A 26733-nucleotide genomic window follows, 5' to 3' on the forward strand; every position below is an offset into this window, starting at 1 on the left:
GGCACCCCGCTCGCCGAGGCCGCCCGGGCCGCGTTGGCCCGGCCCGCCGCCGACTCCGCCGCGGGTACCCGGGCGGTGGCCCGGCTGCTGGCCGAACTCGCCGGCCGCTCGCCGGCCGACGCCGACCTCGCCGCGCGCGTGCTGCGGGAGTTCCTCCGTCCCCGGACGGCGTGATGGCCGCCGTGCTCGTGCCGGCGTACGCCGAACCCTTCCAGCCGGACGCGGTGCGCCCGGTCCGCACGGGTCTGCCCGGGGTCGACGCGGCGTGGGCCTTCGACGGCGCCACCGGCGCCGGCGTGCGCGTCGCGGTCGTCGACAGTGGCATCGACCTCGACCACCCCCGCGTCGGCGGTCCGTCGCACCCGGGCGCGGCGCTGCGCTGGGACCGGGAGGAGCAACGGCCGGTGGTGGAACCCGGCCCGCACGGCGACCTGTTCGGTCACGGCACCGCGTGCGCCGACATCATCCGGAGGGCCGCACCCGAGGCCGAGATCATGAGCGTGCGGGTGCTCGGTGAGCGCCTGACCGGCAAGGGGCAGGTCTTCGCCGAGGGTCTGCGGTGGGCGGTCGACCACGGCGCCCGCGTGCTGAACCTGTCGCTGTCGACGGGGAGACGCGACTTCTACGGCCTGTTCCACGAGGTCGCCGACGCCGCGTACTTCGCGGGCGCGGTGATCGTCTGCGCGATGAACAACGTGCCAGCCGAGACCTACCCCGGACAGTTCGCGAGCGTGGTGTCCGTGGCCGCGGCGCCATCGGGCGATCCGTTCACCGTGTTCGCGAACCCCTCGCCGCCGGCGGACTTCGGTGCGCCCGGCATCGACGTCGACGTCGCGTGGGCGGGCGGCGGGACCATCGTGTCGACCGGCAACTCGTTCGCCGCGCCCCACGTCACGGGGTTGATCGCGCGGCTGCTGTCCAAGCACCCGGAACTGACACCGTACGAGGTCAAGGCCGTTCTGCGCGCGGTCGCAGGCAACGCGCGCCGTTGAACCGTCAGGCCACCGCAGGGGTGCGGGCGAGACGGACGCCGGACAACCGGGTGAGTGACGAGCTGGCGGCGTTCTCGGTGACCGCGGCGAGGAAGTCGGCCCCGGCCACCCGGTACATCGTGCAGGGTGCAACGGTCGTGACGGTGGCGCTGCGGGGGCGCTCGTGCAGCAACCCGATCTCGCCGACGTAGCCCGGCGCGGTGACCGGTGGCAACGCACCCGTCGTCGTCGCGCTGACGGCGAGCTCCCCCGCGGCGAGCAGCCAGAGATCGTCGGCCGGATCTCCCTCGCGGATGAGCTCGCGCCCGGCCGGGAGCTCGACCCGTTCGGCCGCCGCCGCGACGCGTTCGAGGACCGCCCGGTCGGCGCCGTCGAACAGGTCGAGTTCCTCGAGCAGGTCGACCACCGGGGCGAGGGCCGCGGCCACGGCCGCCGTGCGACGGTCGGAGGCGATCAGGGTCGGGAGGGCGAGAAGCACGAGGACAGGCACACCGATGCCGAGCACCTCGAGCATGGTGTCGAGTCCGAACTGTTCGGCGAGCACACCGGCGACCGCGGTGACGGCGACCAGCGCTCCGAACAGCAGGGTGTCGAACAGGCCGAAGACCCGTGAGAGGTACTCACGAGGCAGGTCCCGTTGCAGCGCCGTGACGGCGAGGATGTCGACGACGAGCATCGCGGCGCCGCTGACCAGCAGCGCGAGGAACGCCACCCACGGCTCAGGGAACGCCACGATGAGCAGGACCGGTGAACCCTGCACCACCAGGCTCACCGCGATGACCGCGGCGAGGGCCTTCCGTGCGGCGAGGCGGGTGGCGAGGCCCGCCGCGAGGATCGACCCGAGCGAGCTCGCCACGAGCAGGTACCCGTAGTGGTCGGAACCCGTCCCGACGGCGACCGAGATCGGCACCGACAACACGGTGACGACGCCGGCGATGGCGGTGTCGACGACGCAGGCCAGCACCAGCACGAAGGCCGTCCGCTCGCCGAGCAGCGCCGCCGCCCCGGCCCTGAGCTCGTCGAACACGCCGGCGGACGGCGCGGCAGCGTCGGGGCGCGAACGGACCCCGAGCCGGAGCGCGACGGTGAGCGGGACGAGGTAGGACACGGCGTTGACCGCGACTGCGACGGCCGGTTCGTCGACCACGAGGAACAGCGTGCCGACGAGCGGTCCGATGACCACCGCCCCGTTGCGCAGCACCTCGAGGTAGCCGTTGGCCGCGGCGAGCGACCGCTCCGGCACGAGGTCGGGGACGATGCCCTGCACCGCCGGCTCGTACGGGGTCGCACACAACGCCTGGACGGCGCTCACGACGACCAGCACGCCGATGGGGGCGCTCAGCCCGACGAGCACGGCGAGCACGGCCATGACGACCGCGCTGAGCGCCGCCGACGTCACGAGCACCCGCACGCGTTCGTAGCGGTCGCCGAGCAGGCCGGCGAACGGCCCGAGCAACAGCGCCGGCACCCACCGGGCGGCCACCGCGACCGAGATCCAGGTGATCGACCCGGTCCGGTCGAAGACGATGAAGGCGAACACGGTGTTGAACGCCCAGCTCGCGGCGTTGTCGACGAGCATCGCCGTCGAGAGCGCGACGAACCGGCGCTGCCGCAGCAGCTCGCCGTAGCGGGAGGCGGCCACCGGGGAGGAGCGTCAGCGGCTGGCTTCGACGGCCCGCAACCGGCCGCACAGGCGGACCAGGAGAGCCTTGGCGATCGAGGGTTCGGACTCGATCAGCGTGGAGAACGGCGTCTTGCCGATCGCGACGGTGTGCAGCGGGCCGTCGCCGGTCACGGTGACCGTGGCCGAGCGGGGTTCGCCGTCGATGAGGCTGATCTCGCCGAAGTAGTCGCCGGGGCCGAGGGTCCGGACCTGCCGGCCGCCGACCGTCACCGTCGCCGCGCCCTCGACGATGGCGTGGAACGCGAGCGCCCCGCGTCCCTCGGCCGCGACCTCGGAGCCCGGTCGGTGCGTGGTCTCCCGACTCACCGCGGCGAGCTTCTTCAGGTTCCGGGGCGACAACCCCGCGAAGAGGTCGACACGGGCGAGAGCGTCGCGGGCGATGTCGGGCATGGGTGGTCCTCTCACGGCGGTGCGGGCGCCGTGACCTTATCCCGTGACCGGACCCACGTGAGCCGTGCCGCGCGGCCGGATCCGCGGGCGTTGCCGGGGTAGACCGGCATCATGACCGAAACACCGGAACTGGGCAGGTACGGCGTCTGGCGCGGCGAGGCGGGGCTCACCCCCGAACTCGCCGTCACGATCGAGGCGGCGGGCTTCGGCACGTTGTGGGTCGGCGGCTCGCCCAGCGCCGACCTCCGCGTCGTCGAGCAGATGCTGGCCGCCACCACCTCCCTCGCGGTCGCCACCGGCATCGTCAACGTGTGGGCGAGCGACCCGGCCGAGGCGGCAGCGTCGTTCCACCGCGTCGAGGCCGCTCACCCGGGCCGGTTCGTGCTCGGCGTCGGCGTGGGCCACCCCGAGGCGACGCAGGAGTACCGCTCGCCGTTCGACACCCTGTCCTCCTACGTCGACGACCTGCTCGCCGCCGGGGTCCCGCGCGAACAGCTCGTCCTCGCGGCGCTGGGCCCGCGGGTGCTGCGGCTCTCACGTGACCGGACAGCCGGTGCGCACCCGTACCTGACAACTCCCGAACACACCCGTTCGGCCCGCGAGATCCTCGGCGACGGCCCGGTCCTCGCTCCCGAGCACAAGGTCGTCCTCGACACCGATCCCGAGCGGGCTCGAGAGATCGGGCGCAGGACCGTGGACTTCTACCTCGGGCTGAGCAACTACGTCTCCAACCTGCACCGGCTGGGGTTCACCGAGGCCGACACCGCCTCGCCGGGCACCGACACCCTCGTCGATGCCGTCGTGGCGCACGGCACCGACGCCGAGGTCGCGGCGCAGCTGACGGCCCACCTCGACGCGGGCGCTTCGCACGTCGCCGCGCAGCTGTTGACGGCAGATCCGGACGACCTCGACGAGGTGTCGGACGGTCTGCGACGGCTGGGGGCCGCACTCCACGCCACCTGATGTGGGACGACCGTTGCATCATGCACCTGCGTGCACGGCACCGGTCGACGTCAGGCGCGCGAGGCCAGACCCCTGACACCCTCGATGTAGTGGTCCACGCCGAGGTCGATGAACAGGTCGACGTCGGAGCAGTAGGCCATGGCTTCGGCGTGCGCCGTGAGCGCCGGGAACTCCTTCGGTGACAGCGACGCGATCCGGGCCATCTTGGTGCGCTGGTGAGTCTCACGCGCCGCTTCGGACATCTCGCTGTCGACCACCGGGTCGCCGGTGACCAGTGCCAGCACGGTGCGCAGCGCCTGCATGGCGAACCACGCCGCGGGCTCGGGTTCGAGCCCGGCGTCGGAGAGGGTCGCGAGCGCGAGTTCGGTGAGGGCGAGGCCCTTCGGGTGCAGCATCACCTGGTTCGCGACCAGCTCGGCGAGCGCCGGGTGTGGCCGCATGGCCACGAGCAACGCGACCAACCCGGCGCGGAGGTCGGTGTCCCACTCCCCGGTGCGCTCGGGGATCTCGACGCCGTCGAGGACGCGGTCGCCGAGGCCCGCGAGCAGGTCCTCCTTCGTGCGGAAGTGCCAGTAGAGGGCCATCGGGGTCACGCCGAGTTCGGTGGCGAGACGACGGATGGTGACGGCGTCGAGGCCTTCGGAGTCGGCGAGCGCGACGGCCCGGTCGGCGACGACCTCTCGGGACAACGCGGGCCGGGCGGCGGTCTTGGTCGGACTCACGGTTGACAACTGTACACCGTATGGTGTCAGACTGTACGACGTAGATGTACGCCGTACATGTGCACCGTAGAGGAGACCTCCCGTGACCGTTCCCACCACCGTCGGGCGCCGCCCCTGGGCGTTGCTCGCCGTCGCCCTCGCGACGTTCATGACCTATCTCGACAACAACATCGTCAACGTGGCGATCCCCGCCATCCAGCGCGACCTCGGCCTGACGACGGCCGGGCTGGAGTGGGTGGTGAGCGCGTACATCCTGGTGTTCGCGGGCCTCCTGCTCGCCGGCGGACGCCTCGCCGACGCCTTCGGCCGTCGGCGTCTGTTCCTCGTCGGCCTCGGGATCTTCACCGCGGCCTCCGTCGTCGCCGGGATCGCCGGATCGGTCGAGGTGCTCATCGCGGCCCGTGCCGTCCAGGGCCTGGGCGCCGCCCTCGTCACCCCGACGACGCTCGCGATCATCAGCCACGCCTACCCGGACCCGCGGGAACGCACGCAGGCCATCGGCATCTGGGCCGGGGTCGGCGCGCTCGCGCTCGCTGTCGGGCCGCTGCTGGGCGGTGTGTTGTCGCAGCACGCCTCGTGGGGCTGGATCTTCGAGATCAACGCGCCGGTCGGCGTCGCCGTGTTCGCCCTCGGCGCGTGGGCGATCAGCGAGTCCCGTGACGTGGTCCGCAAGCGTCTCGACGTGCCCGGGATCGCCACCTCGGCCGTCGGTCTCACCGCGCTGACCTGGGCGCTCATCGAGGGGGCGTCGCGCGGGTGGACGTCCGTGGCCATCCTCGCCGCGTTCGGCGTCGCGGCCGTCGCCGGCGCGGTGTTCGTCGCGATCGAGCAGCGCGCGCAGGACCCGATGGTCTCGCTGCCGCTGTTCCGGATCCGCGCCTTCAGCGGCGGCACGATCGCGTTGATGCTGTGGGCGTTCGGCCTGTTCGGCATCTACTTCTTCACATCGATCTACCTGCAGCAGGCGCTCGGCTTCAGCCCCACCGAGGCCGGTCTCGCCTTCCTGCCGATGGCCACCGTCATGGTGATCGGGGCGATCGTGTCCGAGCGGGTGGCGCGGGCGGTCGGCGCCCACCGGTCGGTCGCGGCCGGCATGGTGCTCATGGCCGTCGGCATCGGGACCATCGCCCTGCTCGGCGACGACGCCAGCTACCTGCAGCTCATGCCGTCCTTCGTGGTGATCGGCATCGGCGGCGGCCTCACCACCCCGCTCACCGCGACGGTCGTCGGGATCATGCCGTCCGCCCAGGCGGGGGTGGCGTCCGGACTGTTCAACGCCTCCCGCGAGGTCGCGGGCCTGCTCGGGATCACCGTCATCGGCGCGATCCTCGCCGCGCGGGAGTCGGCCGCCACACGCGGCGGCGCGCTGCCGATGGAGGCGTTCCTCTCCGGCTACCGCCTCGGCCTGCTCGTCTCCGCCGCCCTGGTCGCGGTCGGCGGCGTCGCCGCCTGGCTGGCGCTGCGCAGCGTCCCCGCCCCGGCCGCCGACACCGACCTCGAACTCGAGGCCGACGCCGCCCTCGCCACCGTCTGACCCCTACCCCCCGAGAAGTTGATCAAGGAGCTGTGGTCGCTGCAACCGGCGTGTCGCACGACCACAGCTCCTTGATCAACTTTTCACGACCAGCCAGCGGGGGTCGAAGGGGATCGGTTCCTGCTGGGCGGCGGAGGGCGTGAAGTCGCGCCAGTCGCCGATGGGGGCGGGCCAGGTCGGCAGCAGCGCCTCGACCGCCCGGCCGGTCACCCACGCCTCGTCGAGCACCCGCTGCTCCATCGCCCCGGCGGCGATCGCGGCGTCGGCCTCGTCCTCGTCCTTCCAGCGGAGCGAGCCGTCGGCGAAGACGATGAGGTCCAGGTGGGAGTCGACGGTGTCGAGCAGGTCGTCGTGCTCGACCTTGGGGGTCTCGAGGTTGACGTACCACTCGTGGAACCGGCGCTCGTCGTCCCAGAAGTGGATGACGTGGAAGCTCGCCGAACGGGGGATCACCCGCAGTGCGCCGGTGCCCCGCCAGACCCGGCTCGCGGTGGTCAGCGGCTGCCGGAACCGTCGGTCGATCGGCACGGTCCGCGGGTCGGCGCCGTCGGCCGTCGCCCAGTAGCGGATCTCGGTGCCGGGCGGTGTCCAGCCGACGTACGTCTCGCCGTCGTCGGCGACGGTGCGCAGGGGCAGCACGGCCTGCACCCGACCATCGGGGTAGAGGTACCGGAAGGCGACGACGCTGCCGGGGAGGTGGGCGGGCACGGGGACCGAGTCTGCGTCACGCCGGCGGGCCTCGGGCACAGCGGCTCGCCGGACGGCCGTGTTCCCGATTCCCCGCGCGGCGAACAGCGACGACCACGTCCGGAATCGTCACCTCGCCGTCACCAACCGCGTCGTAGCGTGGTGAGGGTGACAGCACCGGCCACCGGCCAGCCCACCCCCACGACCCTCGGCGAGCTCCGCGCGAGCGGCTTGCCCCAGGCGGCGCCGCGCAGCGTCAAGAACGAGATCCGCGAGAACCTGCTGGCCCGCCTCGCGGCCGGCGAGCCGACCCTCCCCGGCATCGTCGGGTTCGAGGACACCGTGACGCCCGAGATCGAGCGGGCCCTGCTCGCGGGCCACGACATCGTCCTGCTGGGTGAGCGCGGTCAGGGCAAGACCCGCCTCATCCGCACCCTGGTCGGCCTGCTCGACGAGTGGACGCCGGTCATCGAGGGCTCCGAGCTGTCGGAGCACCCGGAGCTGCCGGTCACCGCCGCCTCGATCCGGCGCGCGGCCGAACTCGGCGACGCCCTGCCGATCGGCTGGAAGCACCGCTCCGACCGCTACGGGGAGAAGCTCGCGACCCCCGACACCAGCGTCGGCGACCTCATCGGTGACATCGACCCGATCAAGGTCGCCGAGGGCCGCACCCTCGGTGACCCCGAGACCGTGCACTACGGCCTGGTCCCCCGCACCAACCGCGGGATCTTCGCCGTCAACGAGTTGCCCGACCTCGCCGAGCGCATCCAGGTCTCGCTGCTCAACGTGCTCGAGGAACGCGACATCCAGGTCCGCGGCTACCAGCTGCGGCTCCCGCTCGACCTGCTGCTGGTCGCGAGCGCCAACCCCGAGGACTACACCAACCGCGGCCGCATCATCACGCCGCTGAAGGACCGCTTCGGCACCGAGGTCCGCACCCACTACCCGCTCGAACTCGGCGACGAGCTGCGGCTCATCGCCCAGGAGGCGGCGGTGCTGTGGGACGACTCCTCGCAGGCCGCGCCGCTCGTTCCCGGTCACCTGCTCGAGATCGTCGGGCGGTTCGCCCGGGCCGTGCGCGAGGCCCCTCAGGTCGACCAGCGCTCCGGCGTCTCCGCCCGCTTCGCGATCGCCGCGATGGAGACCGTCGCGGCCTCGGCCGTGCGCCGGGCCGCCATCGCGGGCGAGCCCGTGGCCGTCGCCCGCGTGGTCGACCTCCCCACGGTGTTGACCGCCTCGCGCGGCAAGATCGAGTTCGACGACAACGACGGCGGTTCCGAGGGTCGCGAGTACGAGGTCCTCGCCCACCTGCTGCGTCGGGCGACGGCGGAGACGTTCCGCGCCCGCCTCGCCGGCGTCGACCTGCGGCCGCTGCAGGAGAAGTTCGACGGCGGCCTGCTCATCGAGTCCGGCGAGGTCGTCTCGGCCGACAAGTTCCTCGAGCAGATCGGCAGTGTCCCGTTGCTGTCCACGCTGCTCGACCGGGTCGAGCCCGGCAACGCGGGCGAAGGCCCGGCCGCGGTCGGCGTCGCCGCCTCGGTCGTCGAGTTCGCCCTCGAGGGCCTCTACCTCAACAAGCGTCTGGCGAAGGACAGCAGCGGCGACCGCACGGTCTACGGCCGATGACGATCCGCTACGGCGCGTGGGCGGGCGGGCCCGACCCGCTCGAGGCGCCGTTCGACATCCGCGAGGCCCTGGACCAGATCGGTGACGACGTGCTGTCCGGGTCGTCACCGCGGGACGCGCTGGAGCGGTTGATGCGGCGCGGGGCCGACGGGCGTCGGGGGCTCGACGCGTTGCGCGCCCAGGCCCGCAAGCGGGCGCGCGAACTGCGCAAGCGCGGGGAACTCGACGGCACGCTGCAGCAGGTCAAGCAGTTGCTGGAGAACGCGCTCGAGGCCGAGCGCCGTGAGCTGTTCCCCGACCCGTCCGACGCCGCGCGCATGGCCGAGGCCGAGCTGGCGACCCTGCCCGACGACACCGCACGGGCGGTGCGCGCGCTGTCGGAGTACCCGTGGCGCAGCGACGAAGCCCGCGCCGACTACGAGAAGATCCAGGACCTGCTGCGCGAGGAGGTCCTCGACGCCCAGTTCGAGGGCATGAAGCAGGCCATGCAGGGCGCGCGTCCCGAGGATCTCGAGCGCATCCGGCAGATGATGAGCGACCTGAACGACATGCTCGACGCCGACGCCCGCGGCGAGCACACCCAGGACGACTTCGAGAAGTTCATGGCCGAGCACGGCGAGTTCTTCCCGGAGCAGCCGGGCAACCTCGAGGAACTGGTCGACTCCCTCGCCCGGCGGTCGGCAGCGGCGTCGCGGCTGATGAACTCGCTCTCGGCCGAGCAGCGCGCCGAACTCGGCTCGCTCATGGAGCAGGCCATGGGTCAGGCGGGTCTCGCCGACGAGATGGCACGGCTACAGGGTGCGCTCCGGTCGGCCCGGCCCGATCTGCGCTGGGGCGGCGGCGAGCGCATGAACCCCGGCGAGGGCAGCCAGCCCATGGGGTACTCCGACGCCACGGAAGCCCTGGCAGAACTGGCCGATCTGGAATCGTTGCATGATGCACTGGGGCAGGACTATCCCGGAGCGTCGCTCGACGACGTCGACGAGGAGGCCATCGAACGGGCCCTCGGACGCGCCGCGGTCGACGACCTGCAGGCGTTGCGTCGCATCGAGAAGGAACTGCAGCGGCAGGGGTACCTGCAGCGCGGCGGCGACGGCCTGGAGCTGTCACCGAAGGCGCTGCGCCGCCTCGGGTCGACCGCGCTGAAGCGGGTGTTCTCGGTGCTGGAGTCGCGCGGGCGGGGTGGCCACGACGTCCGCGACGCCGGCGCCGCGGGCGAGATCACCGGTGCGAGCCGGGCCTGGCAGTTCGGCGACGAGCAGCCGCTCGACGTCGTGCGCACCGTGCGCAACGGTGTGCTGCGCAGTGTCGGGGAGGGGTTCACCGGCCGGGTGAAGCTCGGCCCGGACGACTTCGAGGTCGCCGAGACCGAACGCCGTTCGTCGGCGGCCGTGGCGCTGCTGGTCGACATGTCGTACTCGATGGAGTTGCGCAGCACGTGGGGCGAGGCCAAGACCACCGCGCTCGCGCTGCACTCGCTGATCACGACCAAGTACCCGCAGGACGCCATCGAGATCATCGGGTTCAGCGACTACGCCCGCGTGATGACGCCGAACGCGTTGGTCAGCCACGACTGGAGCAGCGTGCAGGGCACGAACCTGCAGCACGGGCTGATGCTGGCGCGGCGTCACCTCGACGCCCACCGCAACAGCGAGCCGGTCATCATGGTGATCACCGACGGTGAGCCCACCGCGCACCTGACCGCCGACGGCTACGCCGACTTCATGTGGCCACCCACGCACGAGACGATCGTCGCCACCCTGGCCGAGGTCGAACGGTGCACGCGGCGGGGCGCGACCATCAACGTCTTCATGCTCGACGACGAACCGCGCCTGATCGACTTCATGGAGGAGGTCGGTCGCCGCAACGGCGGGCGGGTCTTCTCCCCGAAGTCCGGCCGGCTCGGCGAGTACGTGGTGTCGGACTACCTGCGGGCCCGCGGGGGCCGTCGCCGCGCGGGCTGAACCGCGAGAGACGAGACTCGACCGGTGTCGTCCCTCCCCCGTCGTCGCGTCCTGCTCACCGCCTGCACCGCCGTGGTCGGCGCCGGGTTCGTGACCGCCGTCCCCGCCCGCGCGGCGTGGACGCCGCCCGCTCCGGGATCGAACACGGCCGTCGTGAACAACGTCCTGACGCCCGGCACCGCCCTGCGCTCCCCCGACGGCCGCTTCGCCCTGACCCAACAGACCGACGGCAACCTGGTGTTGCGGGCACCGGAAGGACCGCTGTGGTCGAGCCGGACGGTCGGCGGGCGCAACGAGACGTTCGTGCAGTCCGACGGCAACGTGGTCATCCGCTCCCCCGCGGGGGCGGCGCTCTGGACGACAGGGACGGCCGGCGCCGGATCCGGCGTGCGGCTCACGGTGCAGAGCGACGGGAACCTCGTGCTGACCGCGGGTTCGCGCACGGCGTGGCAGACCCGCACCGCCCGCCGGGCCGCTCCACCCCTCGGCTACACCGGCTCGGCCACCCAGGTGGTGTCGGTGGTCGCCGGCGCCTCGACGGCCACCACCGCCACCGTCTCGGGGTGGTCCAAGACGCCGTCAGGGTGGGTCAACAGCATCGGCGGCGTCACGGGATTCGTGGGCGCCGCCGGTGTCGGTGCCGCGTCGGAGGGGTCGACCCGCACCCCGGCCGGCACCTTCACGCTCACGCGCTCGTTCGGTCGGATCGCGAACCCCGGCACGCGGCTGTCGTGGTTCACCACCGACACCCTCGACTGGTGGGACGAGAACCCGGCGAGCCCCACCTACAACCTGCACGTGCGCCGCTCGACCTCTCCGGGCGGAGCGAGCGAGAACCTCTACCGGGCGGGTGCGGTGTACGACGCGGCCGTGGTCATCGACCACAACACCGCGCGCACACCGGGTGCGGGGTCCGGCTTCTTCCTGCACGTCACGAACGGTCGCCCGACGGCCGGGTGCGTGGCCGTGCCCCGCGCCACCGTCGTGGCGATCCTGCGCTGGCTGGATCCTGCCGCCCACCCCGTGATCCGCATCGGGATGGGCTGACCCGTCACCAGCGGTCGTGGACCAGCGGGCGGATCTGCTCGTCGTAAAGGGCGCGGATGGCGTCGAGTGTTGCTGTGTCCAACGGTTCGAGGGCGGCCGCGGCGGCGTTGGCCTCGGCCTGGCGCACCGAACTCGCGCCGGGGATGACGGTCGTGACACCCGGCTGGTCGATGATCCACCGCAACGCCAGCGCGGCAGGCTCGACGCCGAGGTCGCGGGCGAGGCCGGCGAAGCGCTGGGCGGCGTCGACCCCGACGTCGAAGGGGACGCCGGCGAAGGTCTCGCCGACGTCGAACGCCTCGCCGTTGCGGTTGTACTGCCGGTGGTCGTCGGCGCCGAAGGTGGTGTCGTGGCCGAAGCGGCCCGAGAGCAGCCCGGACGCGAGCGGCACGCGGGCGATGATCGCGACACCCCCCTCGGCCGCGGCGGGCAGCACCTCGTCGAGCGGCTTCATACGGAACGCGTTGAGGATGATCTGCACGCTCGCGACGTGCGGCCGGGCGATGGCCGTCAGCGCCTGGGCACACGTCTCGACACTGACGCCGTACCGGGCGACACGGCCCTCGGCGACGAACTCGTCGAGGGTGTCGAACACGGCGTCGCTGGCGTAGACGTCGTCGGGCGGGCAGTGGAGTTGGACCAGGTCGAGGGTGTCGACGCCGAGGTTCGCCCGCGAGCGGTCGTTCCACGCCCGGAAGTTGTCGGCGCTGTAGTTGTCGAGCGTCTGCGCCTCGCGGCGGCCCATCTTGGTGAACACCGTGACGTCGTCGCGGTCCTTCGTGAACGCGCCGATGAGCGACTCGCTGCGGCCGTCGCCGTAGACGTCGGCGGTGTCGAACACGGTCACGCCGGCGTCGACCGCCGCCTGCAGGATCGCCGTGGCGTCGGACTCGCTGACCTCACCCCAGTCCGCGCCGAGCTGCCAGGTGCCGAGGCCGACGACCGAGACGGGCCGGTCGAGACGGGACGCGTTGCGCTTCTCCATGCCGTCGAACCTACGGTGGGGCCGTGCGCGTGACGACGGTGGACGGGGCCTCGACCCGGGAACTGCGGCGGATCGTGTTGCGGGGCGGCCAGGATCCGGGGATCGCCCTTCCCGGCGACGACCGGCCCGACGCCGTCCACATCGCCGCGTTCGACGACGACGGTGCCCTGCTCGGCGCGTGCCTGGTGTTCGCCGAGCCGTGCGACTGGCGGCCCGAACAACCCGCCTGGATCCTGCGCAGCATGGCCGTCGACCCCGCGTCGCAGGGCCGGGGTGTCGGCCGGGCGGTGCTGGCGCACGCGGTCGGAGTCGCCCGCGCCGCCGGCGCCGCGCTGCTGTGGTGTCACGCCCGCGAGACGGCCGAGGGCTTCTGGCACCGGGAGGGCTGGCGCGACCGGTACCCGGACGGCGACCCGCGACAGGTCTACGTCGAGGCCGCCACCGGCCTCGAGCACCGCGACCTCCACCTCCCGCTGACCTGACACCGCTCCCGTCCGGCCCGCGGCACCTGGTGAGTGGTCACCTCCTCCGTCGAGTGGGCGGAATTCTCTGACCACTCACGGGGGAAGGTGCCCACTCACCACATCTGGGAGGTGCGAGGTCGGGCGCCGGGTGTCAGGCGTCAGGCGTCGGACGTCGCGGGTCAGGCGAAGAGGCGACGCAGGGCGGGGGCGACGTCGCGGTGGGTGTGGACGGTCGCGAGGCCGCCGCGGCCGGCGCGGGCGAGGTCGCGGGCCAGGTCGAGGTCGTGTTCGCCGGAGGTGTCGAGCAGGACGTCCAGGCGGGCGAGTTGCGCCGCGGCGGGTCGGGGGTCGGGGCCGGCGTTGTGCAGGCAGTCCGACAGCAGCAGCACCCGGGCGTCGCGGGCCGGGATGCGGGCGAGTTCGCGCCGGGCGGTCTGCAACGGGAACGCGACGTTGGTGAGCCCCCGCGCGGGGATCCGCAGCAGCGTGTCGAGCAGCCGTTCCGGTGAACGGGTCGGCCCGAGCGGCGCGACCACCGCGGCGTCGGACCAGAACGCGACGACCGCGAGGTCGTCGGAGACCAGTTCGGACGCCAGCGCGCCGACGGTCGCCGCGGCCGTGCGCACCCGCTCGCCGCGCATCGAGCCCGAGACGTCGACAGCCAGGACCACCGACCGCCGGGTGCGGATCCGTTCCCGCACCACGATGTCGTCGTCCTCGGGCACCGGGTGCTCGACCAGCTTCTCCAGCGTGGCGTCGAGGTCGATGTCGTCGGAGCCGCCGGCGTAGCGCACGCTCGCGAGCTCGCCGATGCCGCGCCGGGCCGTGAGGTCGCGGCGCGGCCGGGTGATCGAGAGCCGGGCCGCGATCTGCCGCGCCCGCGCGAGGGTCTCGCGGTCGAGGACGTCGTCCAGCGGCACGGTCTCGAGCAGTTCGCCCTGCTCGTCGGTGAGCCCGGGTGCGGCCGAGCCCGGCCGGGCCGGACCCCGGTTGCGGCCCCGCGGCCCGCCGGCGCGCAGCACCGTGCCGCCGGCGCTCGCCGTCGGTTGGTAGAGCGCGGGCTCCTCCGTGAGCTGTTTGGGCTTGCGGCGCAGGGGTTTCGTCGAGGCCCGCGGCCGCGCCCGCTCACGTCGACGCGAGACGGGCGAGTCGGCCTCGATCGTCCTTCAACCCGGGGCGGCCGCGGCGGGGTCGAGGATGAACCGGTCCTCCCAGATCTCGCGCAGCACCCGCTCCGGGGTCGACTCGACCGCTTCGTCGAGGTGGATCCGACCCGAGAGCGCGACGATCATGGCGTCGAAGACCGTCTCGGCGTACCGCCGCCGGGGGCCGTCGTCGCTGCGTTCGGCGGGATCGCCCGTCGTGTCGATGCCGCGCAGGGCGAACAGTTGCGCGGCGACGAGTGTCAGGTCGATGGCGCCGCGCACGCTGCTGCCCTGGCGCACGTCGGGGTGCTCCCGTGTGGCCCGGGTGACGACGACCGAGTCCTCCTGCAACGATCCGACCAGCTCGGCCGGCAGCCCGGAATCCTCGAGCGGAGCGCGCAGTTCGACGATGCCGACCTCGGCCGCGGCGTCCTGGTAGGTGATCGCGAGCCGGCACAGGCGGTCGTGCACCGAGGTGGAGAGCCGGGTCGTGCCGACGTTGTCGAACGGGTTCATCGAGGCGATGACCCGGAAGGTCGGCCGCGCCGCGACGTGACCGACCCGCGGCACGTCCACGGTGCGGTCGGCCATCGCCGTCAGCAGGGTGTTGAGCGTGTCCTCCGGCGCCCGGTTGAACTCCTCGATGTAGAGGAACCCACCCTCGCGCATCGCCTGCAGCAGCGGACCGTCGACGAAGTTGTCGGCCGAGTAGTCCTCGCGCAGCACCCGCGCCGGGTTGTGGTGGCCGAGGAGCTTGGCCGGCGTCAGGTCGGCGTTGCCCTCGACGAACACCAGCGGGATGCCCCACTCGGCGGTGATGGCCCGCAACAGCGTGGTCTTCGACGTGCCGGGCGGCCCCTCGAGGACGACGTCGCGGCCGGCCGCCACCGCGGCGAGGACGAGGTCGAGTTCGCGGTCGCGGCCGACGACCCGGGCTGCGATGCGCGCCCGGGTGTCGGCCAGCGACGGGCGGGTGTCGGTCGCCGTCACTTCTTGATCGAGAACCCGGCGTCGACGGGCAGGGTCACACCGGTCACGTAGCGGGCGTCGTCGGACACCAGCCAGGCGATGGCGTTGGAGATGTCGACGGCCTCGATCATCGGGACCGGCAGCGCGTTGGCCATGGCCTCGCTCATCGACGGGTCGTTCTGCAGGAACTCCTGCATGGCGTCGTTGACGACCATCGGGGTGTTGACGCCCGTGGGGTGCACGGTGTTCACCCGGATGCTGTGCTTGGCGTAGTTGTTGGCGTACGCGCGCATGAGTCCGACCACGCCGTGCTTGGCCGCGGTGTACCCGAGCCCGCCGGGGGTGTCGCCCCCGATGCCGTGCAGGCCGGCGGTCGAACTGGTCAGCACGATCGCACCGCCGCTGCCCCGCTCGGCCATGTCGTGGATCGCGACCTCGACGGTGTTGTAGACACCGGTGAGGTTGGTGGCGACGACGTCGTCCCACTCCTGCGCCCTCGGGTGCATCGACATCGGCGCGATCCCCGCGTTGGCGAGCACGATGTCGACCGCGCCCAGTTCGGCGACCCCGGCGTCGTACGCCGCCTGCAACGTTCCCCGGTCACGGACGTCGGCCGGCCGCGCGAAGATCCGACGGTCGAGGGCCTCGACCTCCTTGACGGTCTGCTCGAGATCCTCGGGCGTGGCCATCGGGTACGGCACGGTGTCGATCTGCGCGCAGAGGTCGACCGCGATGATGTCGGCCCCCTCCTCCGCGAGCCGGATGGCGTGGCTGCGGCCCTGGCCGCGCGCGGCGCCGGTGATGAAGGCGACCTTGCCCTCGAGCTTTCCCATGACGTTCTCCCTCTCGGATGGTGGTGGTTGGTCAGTCGCGGACGGGGTTGAGGTTCATCCCCGGCAGGAGCAGGTGGCCGGCGTCGACCGGCAGGGCCACCCCGGTGACCGCGCTCGCCAGCGCGGAGTTGAGGAACAGGGCGGCGTCGGCGATCACCTGCGGTGACATGAAACCGTGGCCCTTCAGCGCGTGGAACCCGTAGCCGTTCTCGAGCATCTCCTGCTCGGTGCCGCCCTCGTGGCCGGCGAACATGTCCCAGGCGCCCTGGTTGTTGGTCATACCGGTGAGGATCGCGCCGGGGTTGACCGAGTTGCAGCGGATCCCGTACGGCGCCAGTTCCAGCGCGACGCTCTTCATCAACCCGACCACGCCGTACTTGGCGGAGATGTAGTGCGCGTAGTTCACCCCGGGTTCGAGCCCGTTGATCGACGAGGTCATGACGATGGACCCGCTCCGGCGCTCCATCATGTGCGGGGCGACGGCCTTGGCCGACTTCCACACCGCCGACAGGTTGACGCCGATCATGTCGTTCCAGGCGTCCTCGGTGAGCTCCCAGAACGGGGCGAGGCTCCAGATGCCGGCGTTGGCGATGAGGATGTCGATCTGGCCGAACTCCGCGATGCCGCGGCTCACGGCGTCGTCGAGGACGGCCTGGTCGCGGACGTCGCCCTTGACGGCGAGGGCCCGCCGGTCGTGTTCCTCGACCAGCCGGACCGTCTCGTCGAGGTCGGCCTGGGTCGACATCGGGTAGGGCACGGTGTCGATCTGGTCGGCGATGTCGACGATGACGACGTCGGCACCCTCGCGCGCGCACGTGACCGCGTGGGCGCGGCCCTGGCCGCGGGAACCCCCGGTGATCAGCGCGGTCTTGCCGTCGAGCAGTCCCATGATGTCTCCTGACGTTGGCGACAGTGGCGTCCTGGCGATCGAGGCCTGGTGCAACGATCCGGTCTGAGGGCCGGGGTCACTGGTCGGTCGTGACCCACCCCGGCAGGCAGTGCATGAGGGCCGTGACCAGCCGCTCGCGCGACCAGCGGCGTGGATCGGCGAGCCAGCGACCGACCACCACGAGGACACCCGCGGCGATGAACTGCGCGGTGACGGCGGGATCGGCGTCGTCCGGCCGGTTCGGCATGAGGCGCAGTGATCGCGTCGCGTGGGCGGCGAAGGCCTCGGTGACGGCCGCGGGCACGCGCGCGGGCGCGGCCGGTCCGAGCAGGCGGGTGTACGACGCCCGCCGTTCCCAGACGAAGTCGACGATCTCGCGCAACGCCCGGCGTGACGCCTCCTCGGCGGTCACGGCGTGCTCGCTGCGCAGGATGATGTCGGCGCTGCTGACGACGTCGAGCAGGTCGCCGAGCGCGTGCACGGCGAGATCCTCGGGCGAGGAGAAGTGCGCGTAGAACGACGTGCGGTTGACCCCGGCAGCACGGGTCAGCGCGCTGACCGAGATCTCGTCCGGGTCGGTGTCGCGGACGACCTCGTGGAACGCGTCGACGAGCTTGGCGCGGGTCCGGACGGCGCGGGCGTCGGTGTTGTCGCTCATCGGGCGCAGGTCGGTGACCGCCTGCCAGCGGCCACCGGTCGCGCCCGTCGTCCCCACGTCCCGGACGCTAGCCCTAACGGACAGCTGTCCGCCAGAGGGAGAGCGCAGGGACGACCTGTGAAGCGTGGGGCCTGCGGTCAGAACGGCGCGACGTCCTGGAAGGCCCGCACCTCGACCGGCAGCCCGGTCGCCTCGGCCGCACGGCGGGCCCAGCTCACGGCGGCGTCGCGATCGGGCGCGGAGATGACCCAGATCCCGCCGCGGTGTTCCTTGGACTCGACGTACGGGCCGTCGGTGACCACGCCGTCCGGTCGCGCGGTCAGCGCGGCGGCGGGCGGTTCCAGACCACCGGTGAACACCCACGCCCCGGCCGCACGCAGGTCCTCGTTGAGCGCGTGGAGGCGCTCCTCAGCGGCCGTGAGCGTCGCGGCGTCGGGAAGACCGTCGGGTTGCTGGATCGCGAGCAGGTAGGTCGTCACGCCGCGATCCTGCGGTACGAGGCGATGACCACTCCCGCTGAGGTCGGGACGCAACGTTCGAGTGCGAAGTCGGTGGGCGGCATCCCCTTGTCGAACAGGCGCGCCCCGGCGCCGAGCGTCAACGGGTGGACCACGAACTGGTACGCGTCGATCAACCGCGCGACGTGCAGCGACCGGACCAGGGCCGCGCTCCCGACGATGTGCACGGCGCGGTCACCGTCGGCCTTCAGAGCCCGGACGGTCTCGACGGCGTCGCCGGCCAGGAGCACCGAGTTCGACCAGGAGTCGACGTCGGAGAGCGTGCGCGACGGCACGTACTTGGTCGTGGCGTTCAGGTGCCGGGTGACCGGGTTGTCCGGCTGGTGGGGCCAGAAGCCGGCGAAGTCGGTCCACGTCCGCCGACCGAGCAGCAGGTCACCGGGCTCGGCCATGCCCGCGCCCATCTCGCGGGCGAGGTCGTCGTCCTGGTGGCGCAGGCCCCAGCCGCCCTGCGCGAAGCCGTCGCGGGTGTCCTCGTCAGGACGCCCGAGTCCCTGGACCACGCCGTCGAGCGAGATGTTCATGGTGACGCTGATCCTGCGCACGCCGTGCCTCCCGTGGGTGTGCGGGCGCGTCCGTCGCGCCCGTCACCCGTTCCACGAACGGCCGGACGCGGATCCGACACGCGCCCCGCACTCAGCGGCTGGCGGCCCGGCGGTACTGCCGGATCGAGAGCGGCACGAAGATCAGCAGCAGCACCGCGACCCAGGCCAGGGTGTAGATCTCGGGATGCTGCAGCGACCAGTCCTTCGGCCGTGGCACGCTCGCCGGGGTGTTGCCGAAGAGGTCACGGGCCGCCTGCGTGACGCTCGAGACCGGGTTCCAGTTCGCGATCGTCTTGAGCACGGACGGGAAGTTGTTGGTCGGCACGAACGTGTTCGCGATGAACGTGAGCGGGAAGATCACGATGAACGAGGCGTTGTTGACGACCTCGGGGCTCGGGACCAGCAGCCCGACCAGCGCCATGACCCACGAGATCGCGAACGCGAACAGGAGCAGGATCGCGAACCCGGCGACGGCCTCGAGGAACGACGACCGGATGCGCCAGCCGACGATGAGTCCGGTGACGGCCATGACGAAGATCGTGATGACGTTGTTCAGCACGTCGCTCGCGGTCCGCCCGACGAGGACGGCCGAGTCGGACATCGGCAGTGACCGGAAGCGGTCGATGATGCCCTTCTTGATGTCCTCCGCGAGCCCGGCCCCGGTGATGGTGGCGCCGAAGATGACGGTCTGGGCGAAGATCCCGGGGATGAGGAACTCGCGGTAGTTGACCCCCGGCACCGGGATGGCGCTGCCGAACACGTACGCGAACAGCAGGATGAACATGATCGGCGAGATGGTGGTGAACACCAGCAGGTCGGGGACCCGCTTGATCTTGATGAGGTTGCGCTTCGCGACGACCGCGCCGTCGGAGAACGCCTTGACGGCACTCATCGGGTGCCCTCCTTCGTGAGGTCGGCTCGGGGCGTGGACTCGGCGTCCTCGATCTCCTCGGGCGGGCGGCCGGTGAGGGTCAGGAACACGTCGTCGAGGGTGGGGCGGCGTAGCGCGACGTCGCTGACCGCGATCCCGGCGTCGTCGAGCCGGCGCAGCGCCTCCATCAGTTTCCCGGCGCCCCCGGTGACCGGCGCGACCAGCGACCGCCGACCGGAGTCGACCTCGACCGGCCCCTCGGCGAGGCCCGCCAGCAGCGACCGCGCGGCGTCGACCGAGTCGTGCTCGACCAGCACCAACTCGATGCGCTCGCCGCCGACCTGGTCCTTGAGCTGGTCCGCGGTGCCCCGAGCGATGGCCTTGCCGTGGTCGATGACCACGATGTCGTCGGCCAGCCGGTCGGCCTCCTCGAGGTACTGCGTGGTGAGCAGCAAGGTGGTGCCGGCGCCGACCAGTTCGTTGATGACGGCCCACATGTCGATGCGGCTGCGCGGGTCGAGCCCGGTGGTGGGTTCATCGAGGAACAGCACCGGCGGCGAGGCCACCAGCGCGCCGGCGAGGTCGAGGCGGCGACGCATGCCGCCCGAGTAGGTCTTGGTCGGCCGGTCGGCGGCGTCGGAGAGGGTGAAGCGCTCCAGCAGTTCGCGGGCGCGGTCGCGGGAGGTCTTGCGGCTCAGGCCGTACAGGCGGCCGATCATGTCGAGGTTCTCGTAGCCGGTGAGGTACTCGTCGACCGCGGCGTACTGGCCGGACAACCCGATCCGCTGCTTCACCAGCCGCGGCTCCCGGACGACGTCCGCCCCGGCGACCGTGGCGGTGCCACCGTCGGGCCGCAGCAGGGTGGTGAGGATCCGGACGGCGGTGGTCTTGCCCGCGCCGTTGGGGCCGAGCAGGCCGAGCACCGTGCCCTCGGGGACCGCGAGATCCAGACCGTCGAGGGCGCGGAGCGCGCCGTAGGTCTTCACCAGCCCGGTGGCCTGGATGACGTCGGGCATCGACACTCCTCTGATCGGCGGCGGAACGGTCCCGAACCTAGAGGGGCGCGCCGACAACGGGCAGCCCCGTTTCCCGATCCGCGACCTGTGGATCGGCCGTGGCGCCCCGCCCGCTACCGTGCCAGCCGTGCCACAGCCCGAGGTGACGATGTACACGGACGGTGCCTGCAAGGGCAATCCCGGCCCCGGCGGATGGGGGGTCTGGTTGACCAGCAACGGTCACGAGAAGGAACTGTTCGGCGGCGAGAAGGTCACCACCAACAACCGCATGGAACTCCTCGCCGTCATCAGCGGACTCGGAGCCCTCAAGGAACGTTGCACGGTGCAGCTGTACACCGACAGCCAGTACGTGCGGCAGGGCATCACCACCTGGATCCACAACTGGAAGAAGCGGGGCTGGCTCACCACCGACAAGAAGCCGGTCAAGAACAGCGACCTCTGGCGTGAGCTCGACGCCGCCCAGGCTGAGCACGACGTGCACTGGCACTGGGTCAAGGGCCACTCCGGCGACGTCGGCAACGAGCGGGCCGACGCCCTCGCCAACCGCGGCGTGGAGGGCGTCCGCGACTGACCCGAACCGCACACCCGCAGCCGACCCGACGAGGAGACCCCGTGACCGACGACCCGCTCGTCCGGACCCGCGACAGCCTGCACGCCGTCGCCGAACACGTGTTGGCCGGACCGGAGCACCGGGCCACCACCGACATCCGTCTGCGGGTCTCCCCCGGAGGTTTCCAGACCTGGACCGGCGAGCTCACGGCCGTCGTGGGCACCGACGTCGTCCACGCCGGCCGCGCACACCCGATCTCGGGTCGCACCGCTCGAGAGCTGGCGGCGGCGATCGGGGTGGACCCGGGCGCGCCGGTGGGTGTCTACGGCGGGGGCGGCCCGCTCGGTGTCGACGACGTACTCGAGGTCGACCCGGCGGCGGCGCAGGTGCTGGCGGCGGCGTGGGCGGCCGGGGACGAGGCTCTGCGGCGGTTCGCCCCGGGTGTGGAGCCGACCCTGTGGCCCGAACACTTCGACGTGGCGGTCGGCGACAGCGAGGTGGACTGGGGTGTCTCCCCCGGCGACGGCTTCCTCGAGGTGCCGTACGCCTACGTCAGCGTCGGCGGGGTCGCGGGCACCGACCCGTTCTGGAACGCGCCGTTCGGGGTGGCGCGACCGGTCTCCGAACTCGGCGGCGCCGACGCGGTCCTCGCGTTCTTCGGCGAGGCCCGCACCCACCTGCCCACCACCGACGACCCCGGGAGCAACCGTGCGTGACTTCCCCGAACCGGCACCGGTCAAGGACCGGGTGGAACCGGCACCGCGGCGGGTGCGCGGCGTCCTGGGTGGGGTGACGGTGTTCGACACCCGCGCCGCGCGCTACGTGTGGGAGACGGTGAAGTACCCGCAGTACCACCTGCCCCTGGCCGACGTCGCCCCCGGCGTGCTCGTGGACGAGGGCAAGGACCTGCGCCTGCGCCGCGGCACCGCCCGGGTGCACGGCCTCCGGGCGGGTGGCCTCGAGCGGGCGTCGGCGGCCCGGGTCTACGGCGCGGACGCGACCGACGGCCTGGTCGACACGGTCCGCATCGACTGGGACGCCCTCGACGCCTGGTTCGAGGAGGACGAGCAGGTCTTCGTCCACCCGCGCAACCCCTACGTGCGGGTCGACGCGCTGCGCTCGAGCGCCCACGTCCGGGTCGAGGCCGACGGTGTGCTCCTGGCCGAGTCGACCTCACCGGTGCTGGTGTTCGAGACCGGCCTGCCCACGCGGTACTACGTCGACCTCACCGACGTGGACACCACCCGGCTCGTCCCCTCCGACACCGTGACGGCCTGCCCCTACAAGGGCCGCACCACGAGCTACTGGTCGGTCGACACCGGCCGGCGCACCATCCCCGACGCCGCGTGGAGTTACGGGTTCCCGACCCCGGCGCTGACGCCGATCGCGGGACTGGTGGCGTTCTACAACGACGTGGTCGACCTCGTGGTCGACGGCCGGTCGGTCGGTGCGGTCGACGACCTGTCCCGCCGGCCGGGGACCGAGAGCCCGGGGACCGAGGGGCTTCGGGCCGAGGACCCCGGGACCGGGGGCTGAGACCCCCGGTCCCCCGGCTCAGCGCAGCAGGTCCGCCACCGCCGCCCGGTGCACGCCGCCGGTGCGGGTGCCGACGACCAGCCACGTGCCGTCCGGCGTCACCGCCATGGAGGTGACCGAGCGCGACTGCAGGCCGGCCGCGACCGAGGTCCAGGTCAGCCCGCCGTCGGTGGAGCGGAACACGCCCCGGCCGGGCACCGGCCACCCGAGCGGGCGCAGGGTGTCACTGCCGGCGAACAGGACCCGCACCGACGCCGTCGCGCCGGGCGGCGTCGCGGTCACGGCCGCGAACGACCCGATGCTGACGTCGTGGCCGGGCCCGGTGGCGCGGCGGAAGGTCGCCCCGCCGTCGTCGCTGACCGAGATGACGTCGCCGCCGGCGACCACCCGGCGCGGTCGGGCGGGGTCGACGAACACGGTGGCGACGGTTCCGGTGAGGACCCGCCGCACGGTGCGGCCGTCGTCGTCGGAGCGGTAGAGACCGGAGTCGGCCGCGATCCAGAGCCGGTTCGGCGTCACCGGGTCGACCACCACGCGGCGACCGACCACGCCGGCGTGCGGCTGCACCCGCCAGGTCGCCCAGTTGTCGTCGGTGACCACCACGCCGGACTCGGACAGCGTCGTGTACGCCACCACCGCGTGGCCGGAGCGCCGCAGGTCCAGAGCCAACCCGTGCAGCGAGACCCCGAACGTGTGCGGACCCACGGGCGTCCACGTCGCACCGGCGTCGGTGCTGCGCTCGACCCCGCCGTTACCGCTCGCGTCGTTGCGGATCCGGGTCCACGACCGCGGCTTGCTCGGGTCGACCGCGACGTCGAGTGCGGCGACCCCGATGCGACCCTCGCCGCCGGTCGGGCCCCAGGCCGTCTCGTCGACCGGCCCTGCCGCCGGCATGACCAGCGAGCCCACGCCCTGCTCGTCGGCGACGACCACACGCGACCCGCCACCCGCGACCGGCACGGTCGTGACCGCCTCGATCGTCGTACCCGACACCCCGATGCGGCGCGACGTGCGGCCGTCGTCGGTCGAGGCCCACAACCCCGCGTTCTCCAACGGCATCAGCAGCGAACGCGGCTTGTCCGGCCAGCGTTCGACGTCGATGCCGACCGGCCCGAAGACCGGGTACGGGGTCGAGTGCCAGGTGCGGCCGGCGTCGGTCGAACGCCAGAACCCGTCGTTGCTCCCCACGAACACCTCGGTGCCGAGCACCCGCGCGCCGGTCGCGAAGTCACCGTCGGGGACGGTGCTGGTGGACCAGGTCAGGCCGGCGTCGGTGCTGATCCGGATGGTGCCGTCGAGCGCGGCCGCCGCGGCGGTGCGCCCAGCCGCGCCGATGCTCATGAACCCCGAGGCACCGGTGACGACGGCGCGGGGCGCCTCCGGTGCGGCGGTCGCGATGCCCGCGATGCGCCACACCTTGCTGAAGCCCGTGACCAGCAGCCCACCCTCGACGAGCGTCGCCTTGGTCGGCGTCTGAGGCCAGACGAACGGCACCAGGTTCCAGTGCTTCCCGCCGTCACGGCTGACCTGCACGCCGTTGTCGACGACCGCGGCGAGCACGGTGCCGTCGCCGACGAAGGCGCGGAAGTGGACGTCCGGGAACGGCAGCACGGTCCAGGTGCGACCGAGGTCGGTCGTGCGCAGTACCCGCCCCTGGTAGGTCGGGTCGACCGGCGGTTGACCGGGCGCGCCGTCGAGGGCGTACCAGAACGCCTTCCCGTTCGACGGGTCCGTGACGGGCGTGCCCGCGCCGTCGCCGACCGGCAGCGACGCCACCTGCGTCCACGTGGTGCCGTGGTCGGTGGTCACGAACGGGCGTCCGGACGCCGGGAGCGCCTGCACCGCGGTGCCCGGCGCGGCCGTCGAGACCGAGAGTTCTCCCGCGGACCCGGCCCGGCCGAGCCGCTGCCAGGTCCCGCTGGCCTGCGGCCGGATCCGGCTCAGCGAGGAGCTGCCGGTGAGCACCGCGGGGCCCCGCTTGCCGGTCGCCGTGGCCCGGTAGCTCCCGACGGTCGGCAACGTCACCAGGCCGCGGTACCAGCCGGCCGCGGTGCCGTCGGCGTGCACCGCCACGCTGAGCTCGGCACCTGAATCATCGTTGCGCAGGGCAACAGTCGGCGCCTTGTCGAGGGTCATGGGCGACCACACCATGACCTGGGTCGAACCGGTGGTGTCCTGCGGGTTGCCGCGGACGATGAGTGACCGGGTGCTCTGCGCGAACGGCACCCGCAGGGTCGAGCCGTCCGACATCACGGCGACCACCGTGCCCGTCAGGTCGGAGTCACCGGCGCGGGCGGGCGAGGTCGCGGTGACGACGACGTCCGCGGAACCACCCGCCGTCAACTTCACCGAACTGGGCGCGACCGTCGCCGTGCCGTCAGAACCGGTGCCGAGTGCAACGGTGAGGCTCGCCTTCACCGCCGTCGTCCCGGCGTTGGTCACGTGGACGGTCCGGCGGTTCGGGGTCCCGCCGGTGCCCGGCGCCAACCCGAACGAGAGGGTCGAGGGCGAGGCGGTCACGTGCGCGGCCAGAGCCGCCGGCAGGTCGAGCGAGCCGGCGCCCTGGACGAGGGCGGGGACGCCCGCGGCGGCGCCGGGCAGCCGGGCGGCCGAACCGGTCAACCGGGCCCGGACCTGGGCCTCGGTCAGCCCGGGCTCGCGGCCGCGCAGGACGGCCGCCGCACCCGCCACGGCGGGCGAGGCCATCGACGTGCCGGACAGCCGGTACACGTCACCGGGGATGCCGAACTCGTGCGGGACGGTCGACAGGATGTCCACGCCGGGCGCGACCAGGTCGGGCTTGAGCGCGCCGGTCGAGGTCGGCCCCCGCGAGCTGAAGCTCGCGATCTGACCGTTCACGACGACGGGGTCGAGCCGGACCGTGACCGGCGCCTTCGCGTCGTCACCGAACAGCAGGGCGCGGTCGGCGTCGTACATGCCGAGCAGGACCAACCGCTTGAACCGGTAGTCGCCGCCGACCCCGGCGGCGCCGTCGGCCGCCGCGGCCACGACACCGGGCTCGGGGGCGGCGAAGCCGATGCCACCCCCACCGGGCAGGGGCAGGTCGGAGGGCTGCCGGGCGATCGCCGCGACCGCGCCGCGCTGCTGGGCGAGCGCGGCCTGGGCGTAGGAGTCACCGGGGTAGTCGGCGGTCGAACGCGGCGCGTAGCCGCGGTAGCTCACGATGGCACCGGTGACGTCGCCCGCGGCGTCGTAGTCGGCGGGGGTGCCGTCGCCGACGTCGACGACCCGCGCCTGGAGGGTCGTCGCGGGGGCGTTGGCCGACCACGGCACGCGCCAGGTCGGCAGGTCGCGGCTGGTGCCGACGACCCGGGCGGTGGCGAGCCGCAGCCCGGTGGTCGAGGCGCCGACCGCCAGCACCGACGGCGAGGCCGCCGGGACGCCGATGGTCATCTCGCCCGGGCCCGCGTTGCCCGCGGCGGCGACGACCACGACGCCGTCCGCCGAGGCGGCCGCCGCGGCGCGGCTGACCGGGTCGGAGCCGTCGCCGGGGCCACCTAGGCTGAGGTTGACGACGTCGGCGGGGTGGTCGCCCGTCGGGTCGACCGCGGCCTCGATCCCCCGGACGACGTCGGCGGTCGTGCCGGCGCCGTCGGCGTCCAGCACCTTCCAGGCCGTCAGGCGAGCCGCCGGCGCGACGCCGGTGATGCGGTTCGCGCCGGTCCCGGCCGCGATCCCCGCGACGTGCGTGCCGTGGGCGTTGTCGTCCATCGGGTCGTCGTCGTCGTTCACGAAGTCGTGCCCGCCGAGCACCTTGTGGCCGGGGCCGAACCCGGCGCCGAGGTCCGCGAGCGTGCTGTCGACGCCGGTGTCGACGACGGCGATCACGGTGCCGCGGCCGTCGGACGGCGAGGTCGGTGCGGCGGCCGTCACCGGTCCGGTCGGTGTGCCGGCCGGCAGCGGGGCGGCCGACGCCTGCAGGGTGACGTCGCGGCTGACCCGCGCGACACCGGGCAGGGCGGCGAGGGCCGCGAGATCGGCCGGGGCGACCTCGGCGAACACGGCGTCGAGCAGGTCGACGGCCGAGGTCGGGTCGGACAACGTGATCCCGCGCGCCCTCGCGGCGCCCAGCAGGTCGGCCTGCGCGGTGCGCGCCGCGGTCCGGGCCCCGCCGAGGGCCGCGG

General features: G+C 72.9%; 25 protein-coding genes. 10 read left to right on the forward strand and 15 right to left on the reverse strand.

Annotated elements, in window-relative coordinates:
• Positions 1-173: 173 nt before the first annotated feature.
• Entirely contained in the window at positions 174-992 is an 819-nt protein-coding gene (locus tag ACXR2U_RS21380) for a S8 family serine peptidase (protein ID WP_458827115.1), read from the forward strand.
• Positions 993-996: 4 nt separating this feature from the next.
• Here ACXR2U_RS21380 and ACXR2U_RS21385 read toward each other — a convergent pair whose 3' ends face one another.
• Positions 997-2634 carry an MFS transporter gene (locus ACXR2U_RS21385; RefSeq protein ID WP_458827116.1) on the reverse strand — a complete coding sequence of 546 codons (1638 nt, stop codon included), beginning with the start codon at positions 2632-2634 and terminating at the stop codon, positions 997-999.
• A 12-nt stretch (positions 2635-2646) separates the two neighbouring features.
• A complete protein-coding gene (locus tag ACXR2U_RS21390) occupies positions 2647-3066 on the reverse strand; it encodes a cyclic nucleotide-binding domain-containing protein (RefSeq protein ID WP_458827117.1) in 420 nt (139 codons plus the stop codon).
• A 111-nt stretch (positions 3067-3177) separates the two neighbouring features.
• On the opposite strand from ACXR2U_RS21390, the gene ACXR2U_RS21395 reads away from it, so the two are divergent.
• Entirely contained in the window at positions 3178-4029 is an 852-nt protein-coding gene (locus ACXR2U_RS21395) for an LLM class F420-dependent oxidoreductase (RefSeq protein ID WP_458827118.1), read from the forward strand.
• A gap of 50 nt (positions 4030-4079) precedes the next feature.
• Here the strand turns inward: ACXR2U_RS21395 and ACXR2U_RS21400 are convergent, their stop codons facing one another.
• Positions 4080-4751, reverse strand: coding sequence for a TetR/AcrR family transcriptional regulator (locus ACXR2U_RS21400; protein WP_458827119.1), 672 nt, complete (start codon positions 4749-4751; stop codon positions 4080-4082).
• 82 nt (positions 4752-4833) lie between these two features.
• Between ACXR2U_RS21400 and ACXR2U_RS21405 the strand changes: the two genes are divergently transcribed.
• On the forward strand, positions 4834-6285 hold the full coding sequence (locus tag ACXR2U_RS21405) for an MFS transporter (protein ID WP_458827120.1): 1452 nt from the start codon (positions 4834-4836) through the stop codon (positions 6283-6285).
• Positions 6286-6360: 75 nt separating this feature from the next.
• On the opposite strand, the gene ACXR2U_RS21410 is transcribed toward ACXR2U_RS21405, so the two are convergent.
• The gene (locus tag ACXR2U_RS21410) at positions 6361-6993 is read right to left on the reverse strand and encodes a DUF402 domain-containing protein (RefSeq protein ID WP_458827121.1); all 633 of its coding nucleotides are present in this window, start codon (positions 6991-6993) and stop codon (positions 6361-6363) included.
• A gap of 147 nt (positions 6994-7140) precedes the next feature.
• Between ACXR2U_RS21410 and ACXR2U_RS21415 the strand changes: the two genes are divergently transcribed.
• From ACXR2U_RS21415 to ACXR2U_RS21425, 3 genes are read left to right on the forward strand one after another with little or no spacing between them, the layout of a single operon-like run.
• Positions 7141-8598, forward strand: a complete 1458-nt coding sequence (locus tag ACXR2U_RS21415) for a sigma 54-interacting transcriptional regulator (protein ID WP_458827122.1) — start codon at positions 7141-7143, stop codon at positions 8596-8598.
• Positions 8595-10562, forward strand: a complete 1968-nt coding sequence (locus ACXR2U_RS21420) for a vWA domain-containing protein (protein WP_458827123.1) — start codon at positions 8595-8597, stop codon at positions 10560-10562. Before ACXR2U_RS21415 ends, ACXR2U_RS21420 begins: the two co-directional genes overlap by 4 nt.
• Positions 10563-10586: 24 nt before the next feature.
• Positions 10587-11609, forward strand: coding sequence for a L,D-transpeptidase family protein (locus ACXR2U_RS21425; protein ID WP_458827124.1), 1023 nt, complete (start codon positions 10587-10589; stop codon positions 11607-11609).
• A 4-nt stretch (positions 11610-11613) separates the two neighbouring features.
• On the opposite strand, the gene ACXR2U_RS21430 is transcribed toward ACXR2U_RS21425, so the two are convergent.
• Positions 11614-12594 carry an aldo/keto reductase gene (locus tag ACXR2U_RS21430; RefSeq protein WP_458827125.1) on the reverse strand — a complete coding sequence of 327 codons (981 nt, stop codon included), beginning with the start codon at positions 12592-12594 and terminating at the stop codon, positions 11614-11616.
• Positions 12595-12617: 23 nt separating this feature from the next.
• Here ACXR2U_RS21430 and ACXR2U_RS21435 point away from each other — a divergent pair, with 23 nt between their 5' ends.
• Complete coding sequence (locus tag ACXR2U_RS21435) at positions 12618-13076, forward strand: GNAT family N-acetyltransferase (protein ID WP_458827126.1); 459 nt, start codon at positions 12618-12620, stop codon at positions 13074-13076.
• 161 nt (positions 13077-13237) lie between these two features.
• On the opposite strand, the gene ACXR2U_RS21440 is transcribed toward ACXR2U_RS21435, so the two are convergent.
• The 9 genes from ACXR2U_RS21440 to ACXR2U_RS21480 all read right to left on the reverse strand — a co-directional run bounded on the left by ACXR2U_RS21440 (position 13238) and on the right by ACXR2U_RS21480 (position 20502).
• Entirely contained in the window at positions 13238-14152 is a 915-nt protein-coding gene (locus tag ACXR2U_RS21440) for a vWA domain-containing protein (protein ID WP_458827138.1), read from the reverse strand.
• Between the two features lie 72 nt (positions 14153-14224).
• Positions 14225-15193, reverse strand: a complete 969-nt coding sequence (locus tag ACXR2U_RS21445) for an AAA family ATPase (RefSeq protein WP_458827127.1) — start codon at positions 15191-15193, stop codon at positions 14225-14227.
• Positions 15190-16005 carry a mycofactocin-coupled SDR family oxidoreductase gene (locus ACXR2U_RS21450; RefSeq protein WP_458827128.1) on the reverse strand — a complete coding sequence of 272 codons (816 nt, stop codon included), beginning with the start codon at positions 16003-16005 and terminating at the stop codon, positions 15190-15192. Before ACXR2U_RS21450 ends, ACXR2U_RS21445 begins: the two co-directional genes overlap by 4 nt.
• Positions 16006-16036: 31 nt before the next feature.
• Complete coding sequence (locus ACXR2U_RS21455; protein WP_458827129.1) at positions 16037-16894, reverse strand: mycofactocin-coupled SDR family oxidoreductase; 858 nt, start codon at positions 16892-16894, stop codon at positions 16037-16039.
• A gap of 76 nt (positions 16895-16970) precedes the next feature.
• Complete coding sequence (locus ACXR2U_RS21460; RefSeq protein WP_458827130.1) at positions 16971-17609, reverse strand: TetR/AcrR family transcriptional regulator; 639 nt, start codon at positions 17607-17609, stop codon at positions 16971-16973.
• Between the two features lie 80 nt (positions 17610-17689).
• Positions 17690-18031 carry a YciI family protein gene (locus ACXR2U_RS21465; protein WP_458827131.1) on the reverse strand — a complete coding sequence of 114 codons (342 nt, stop codon included), beginning with the start codon at positions 18029-18031 and terminating at the stop codon, positions 17690-17692.
• Entirely contained in the window at positions 18028-18615 is a 588-nt protein-coding gene (locus ACXR2U_RS21470; protein WP_458827132.1) for a dihydrofolate reductase family protein, read from the reverse strand. Before ACXR2U_RS21470 ends, ACXR2U_RS21465 begins: the two co-directional genes overlap by 4 nt.
• A gap of 91 nt (positions 18616-18706) precedes the next feature.
• Positions 18707-19507, reverse strand: coding sequence for an ABC transporter permease (locus ACXR2U_RS21475; protein WP_458827133.1), 801 nt, complete (start codon positions 19505-19507; stop codon positions 18707-18709).
• On the reverse strand, positions 19504-20502 hold the full coding sequence (locus ACXR2U_RS21480; protein ID WP_458827134.1) for an ATP-binding cassette domain-containing protein: 999 nt from the start codon (positions 20500-20502) through the stop codon (positions 19504-19506). The genes ACXR2U_RS21475 and ACXR2U_RS21480 overlap by 4 nt, the downstream gene beginning before the upstream one ends.
• A gap of 148 nt (positions 20503-20650) precedes the next feature.
• Here ACXR2U_RS21480 and rnhA point away from each other — a divergent pair, with 148 nt between their 5' ends.
• The 3 genes from rnhA to ACXR2U_RS21495 are packed head-to-tail and all read left to right on the forward strand — an operon-like array spanning position 20651 to position 22588.
• On the forward strand, positions 20651-21073 hold the full coding sequence (rnhA, locus tag ACXR2U_RS21485) for a ribonuclease HI (RefSeq protein ID WP_458827139.1): 423 nt from the start codon (positions 20651-20653) through the stop codon (positions 21071-21073).
• Between the two features lie 41 nt (positions 21074-21114).
• Positions 21115-21768: a hypothetical protein gene (locus ACXR2U_RS21490; RefSeq protein ID WP_458827135.1), complete on the forward strand. Its 654-nt coding sequence runs from the start codon at positions 21115-21117 to the stop codon at positions 21766-21768.
• Positions 21761-22588: a DUF427 domain-containing protein gene (locus ACXR2U_RS21495; protein ID WP_458827136.1), complete on the forward strand. Its 828-nt coding sequence runs from the start codon at positions 21761-21763 to the stop codon at positions 22586-22588. The genes ACXR2U_RS21490 and ACXR2U_RS21495 overlap by 8 nt, the downstream gene beginning before the upstream one ends.
• Before the next feature lie 18 nt (positions 22589-22606).
• Here ACXR2U_RS21495 and ACXR2U_RS21500 read toward each other — a convergent pair.
• Positions 22607-26733, reverse strand: a 4127-nt coding sequence (locus tag ACXR2U_RS21500; protein WP_458827137.1) for a S8 family serine peptidase, incomplete at its 5' end; no start/stop codon positions are given.

Source organism: Jatrophihabitans sp. YIM 134969, from assembly GCF_054456675.1.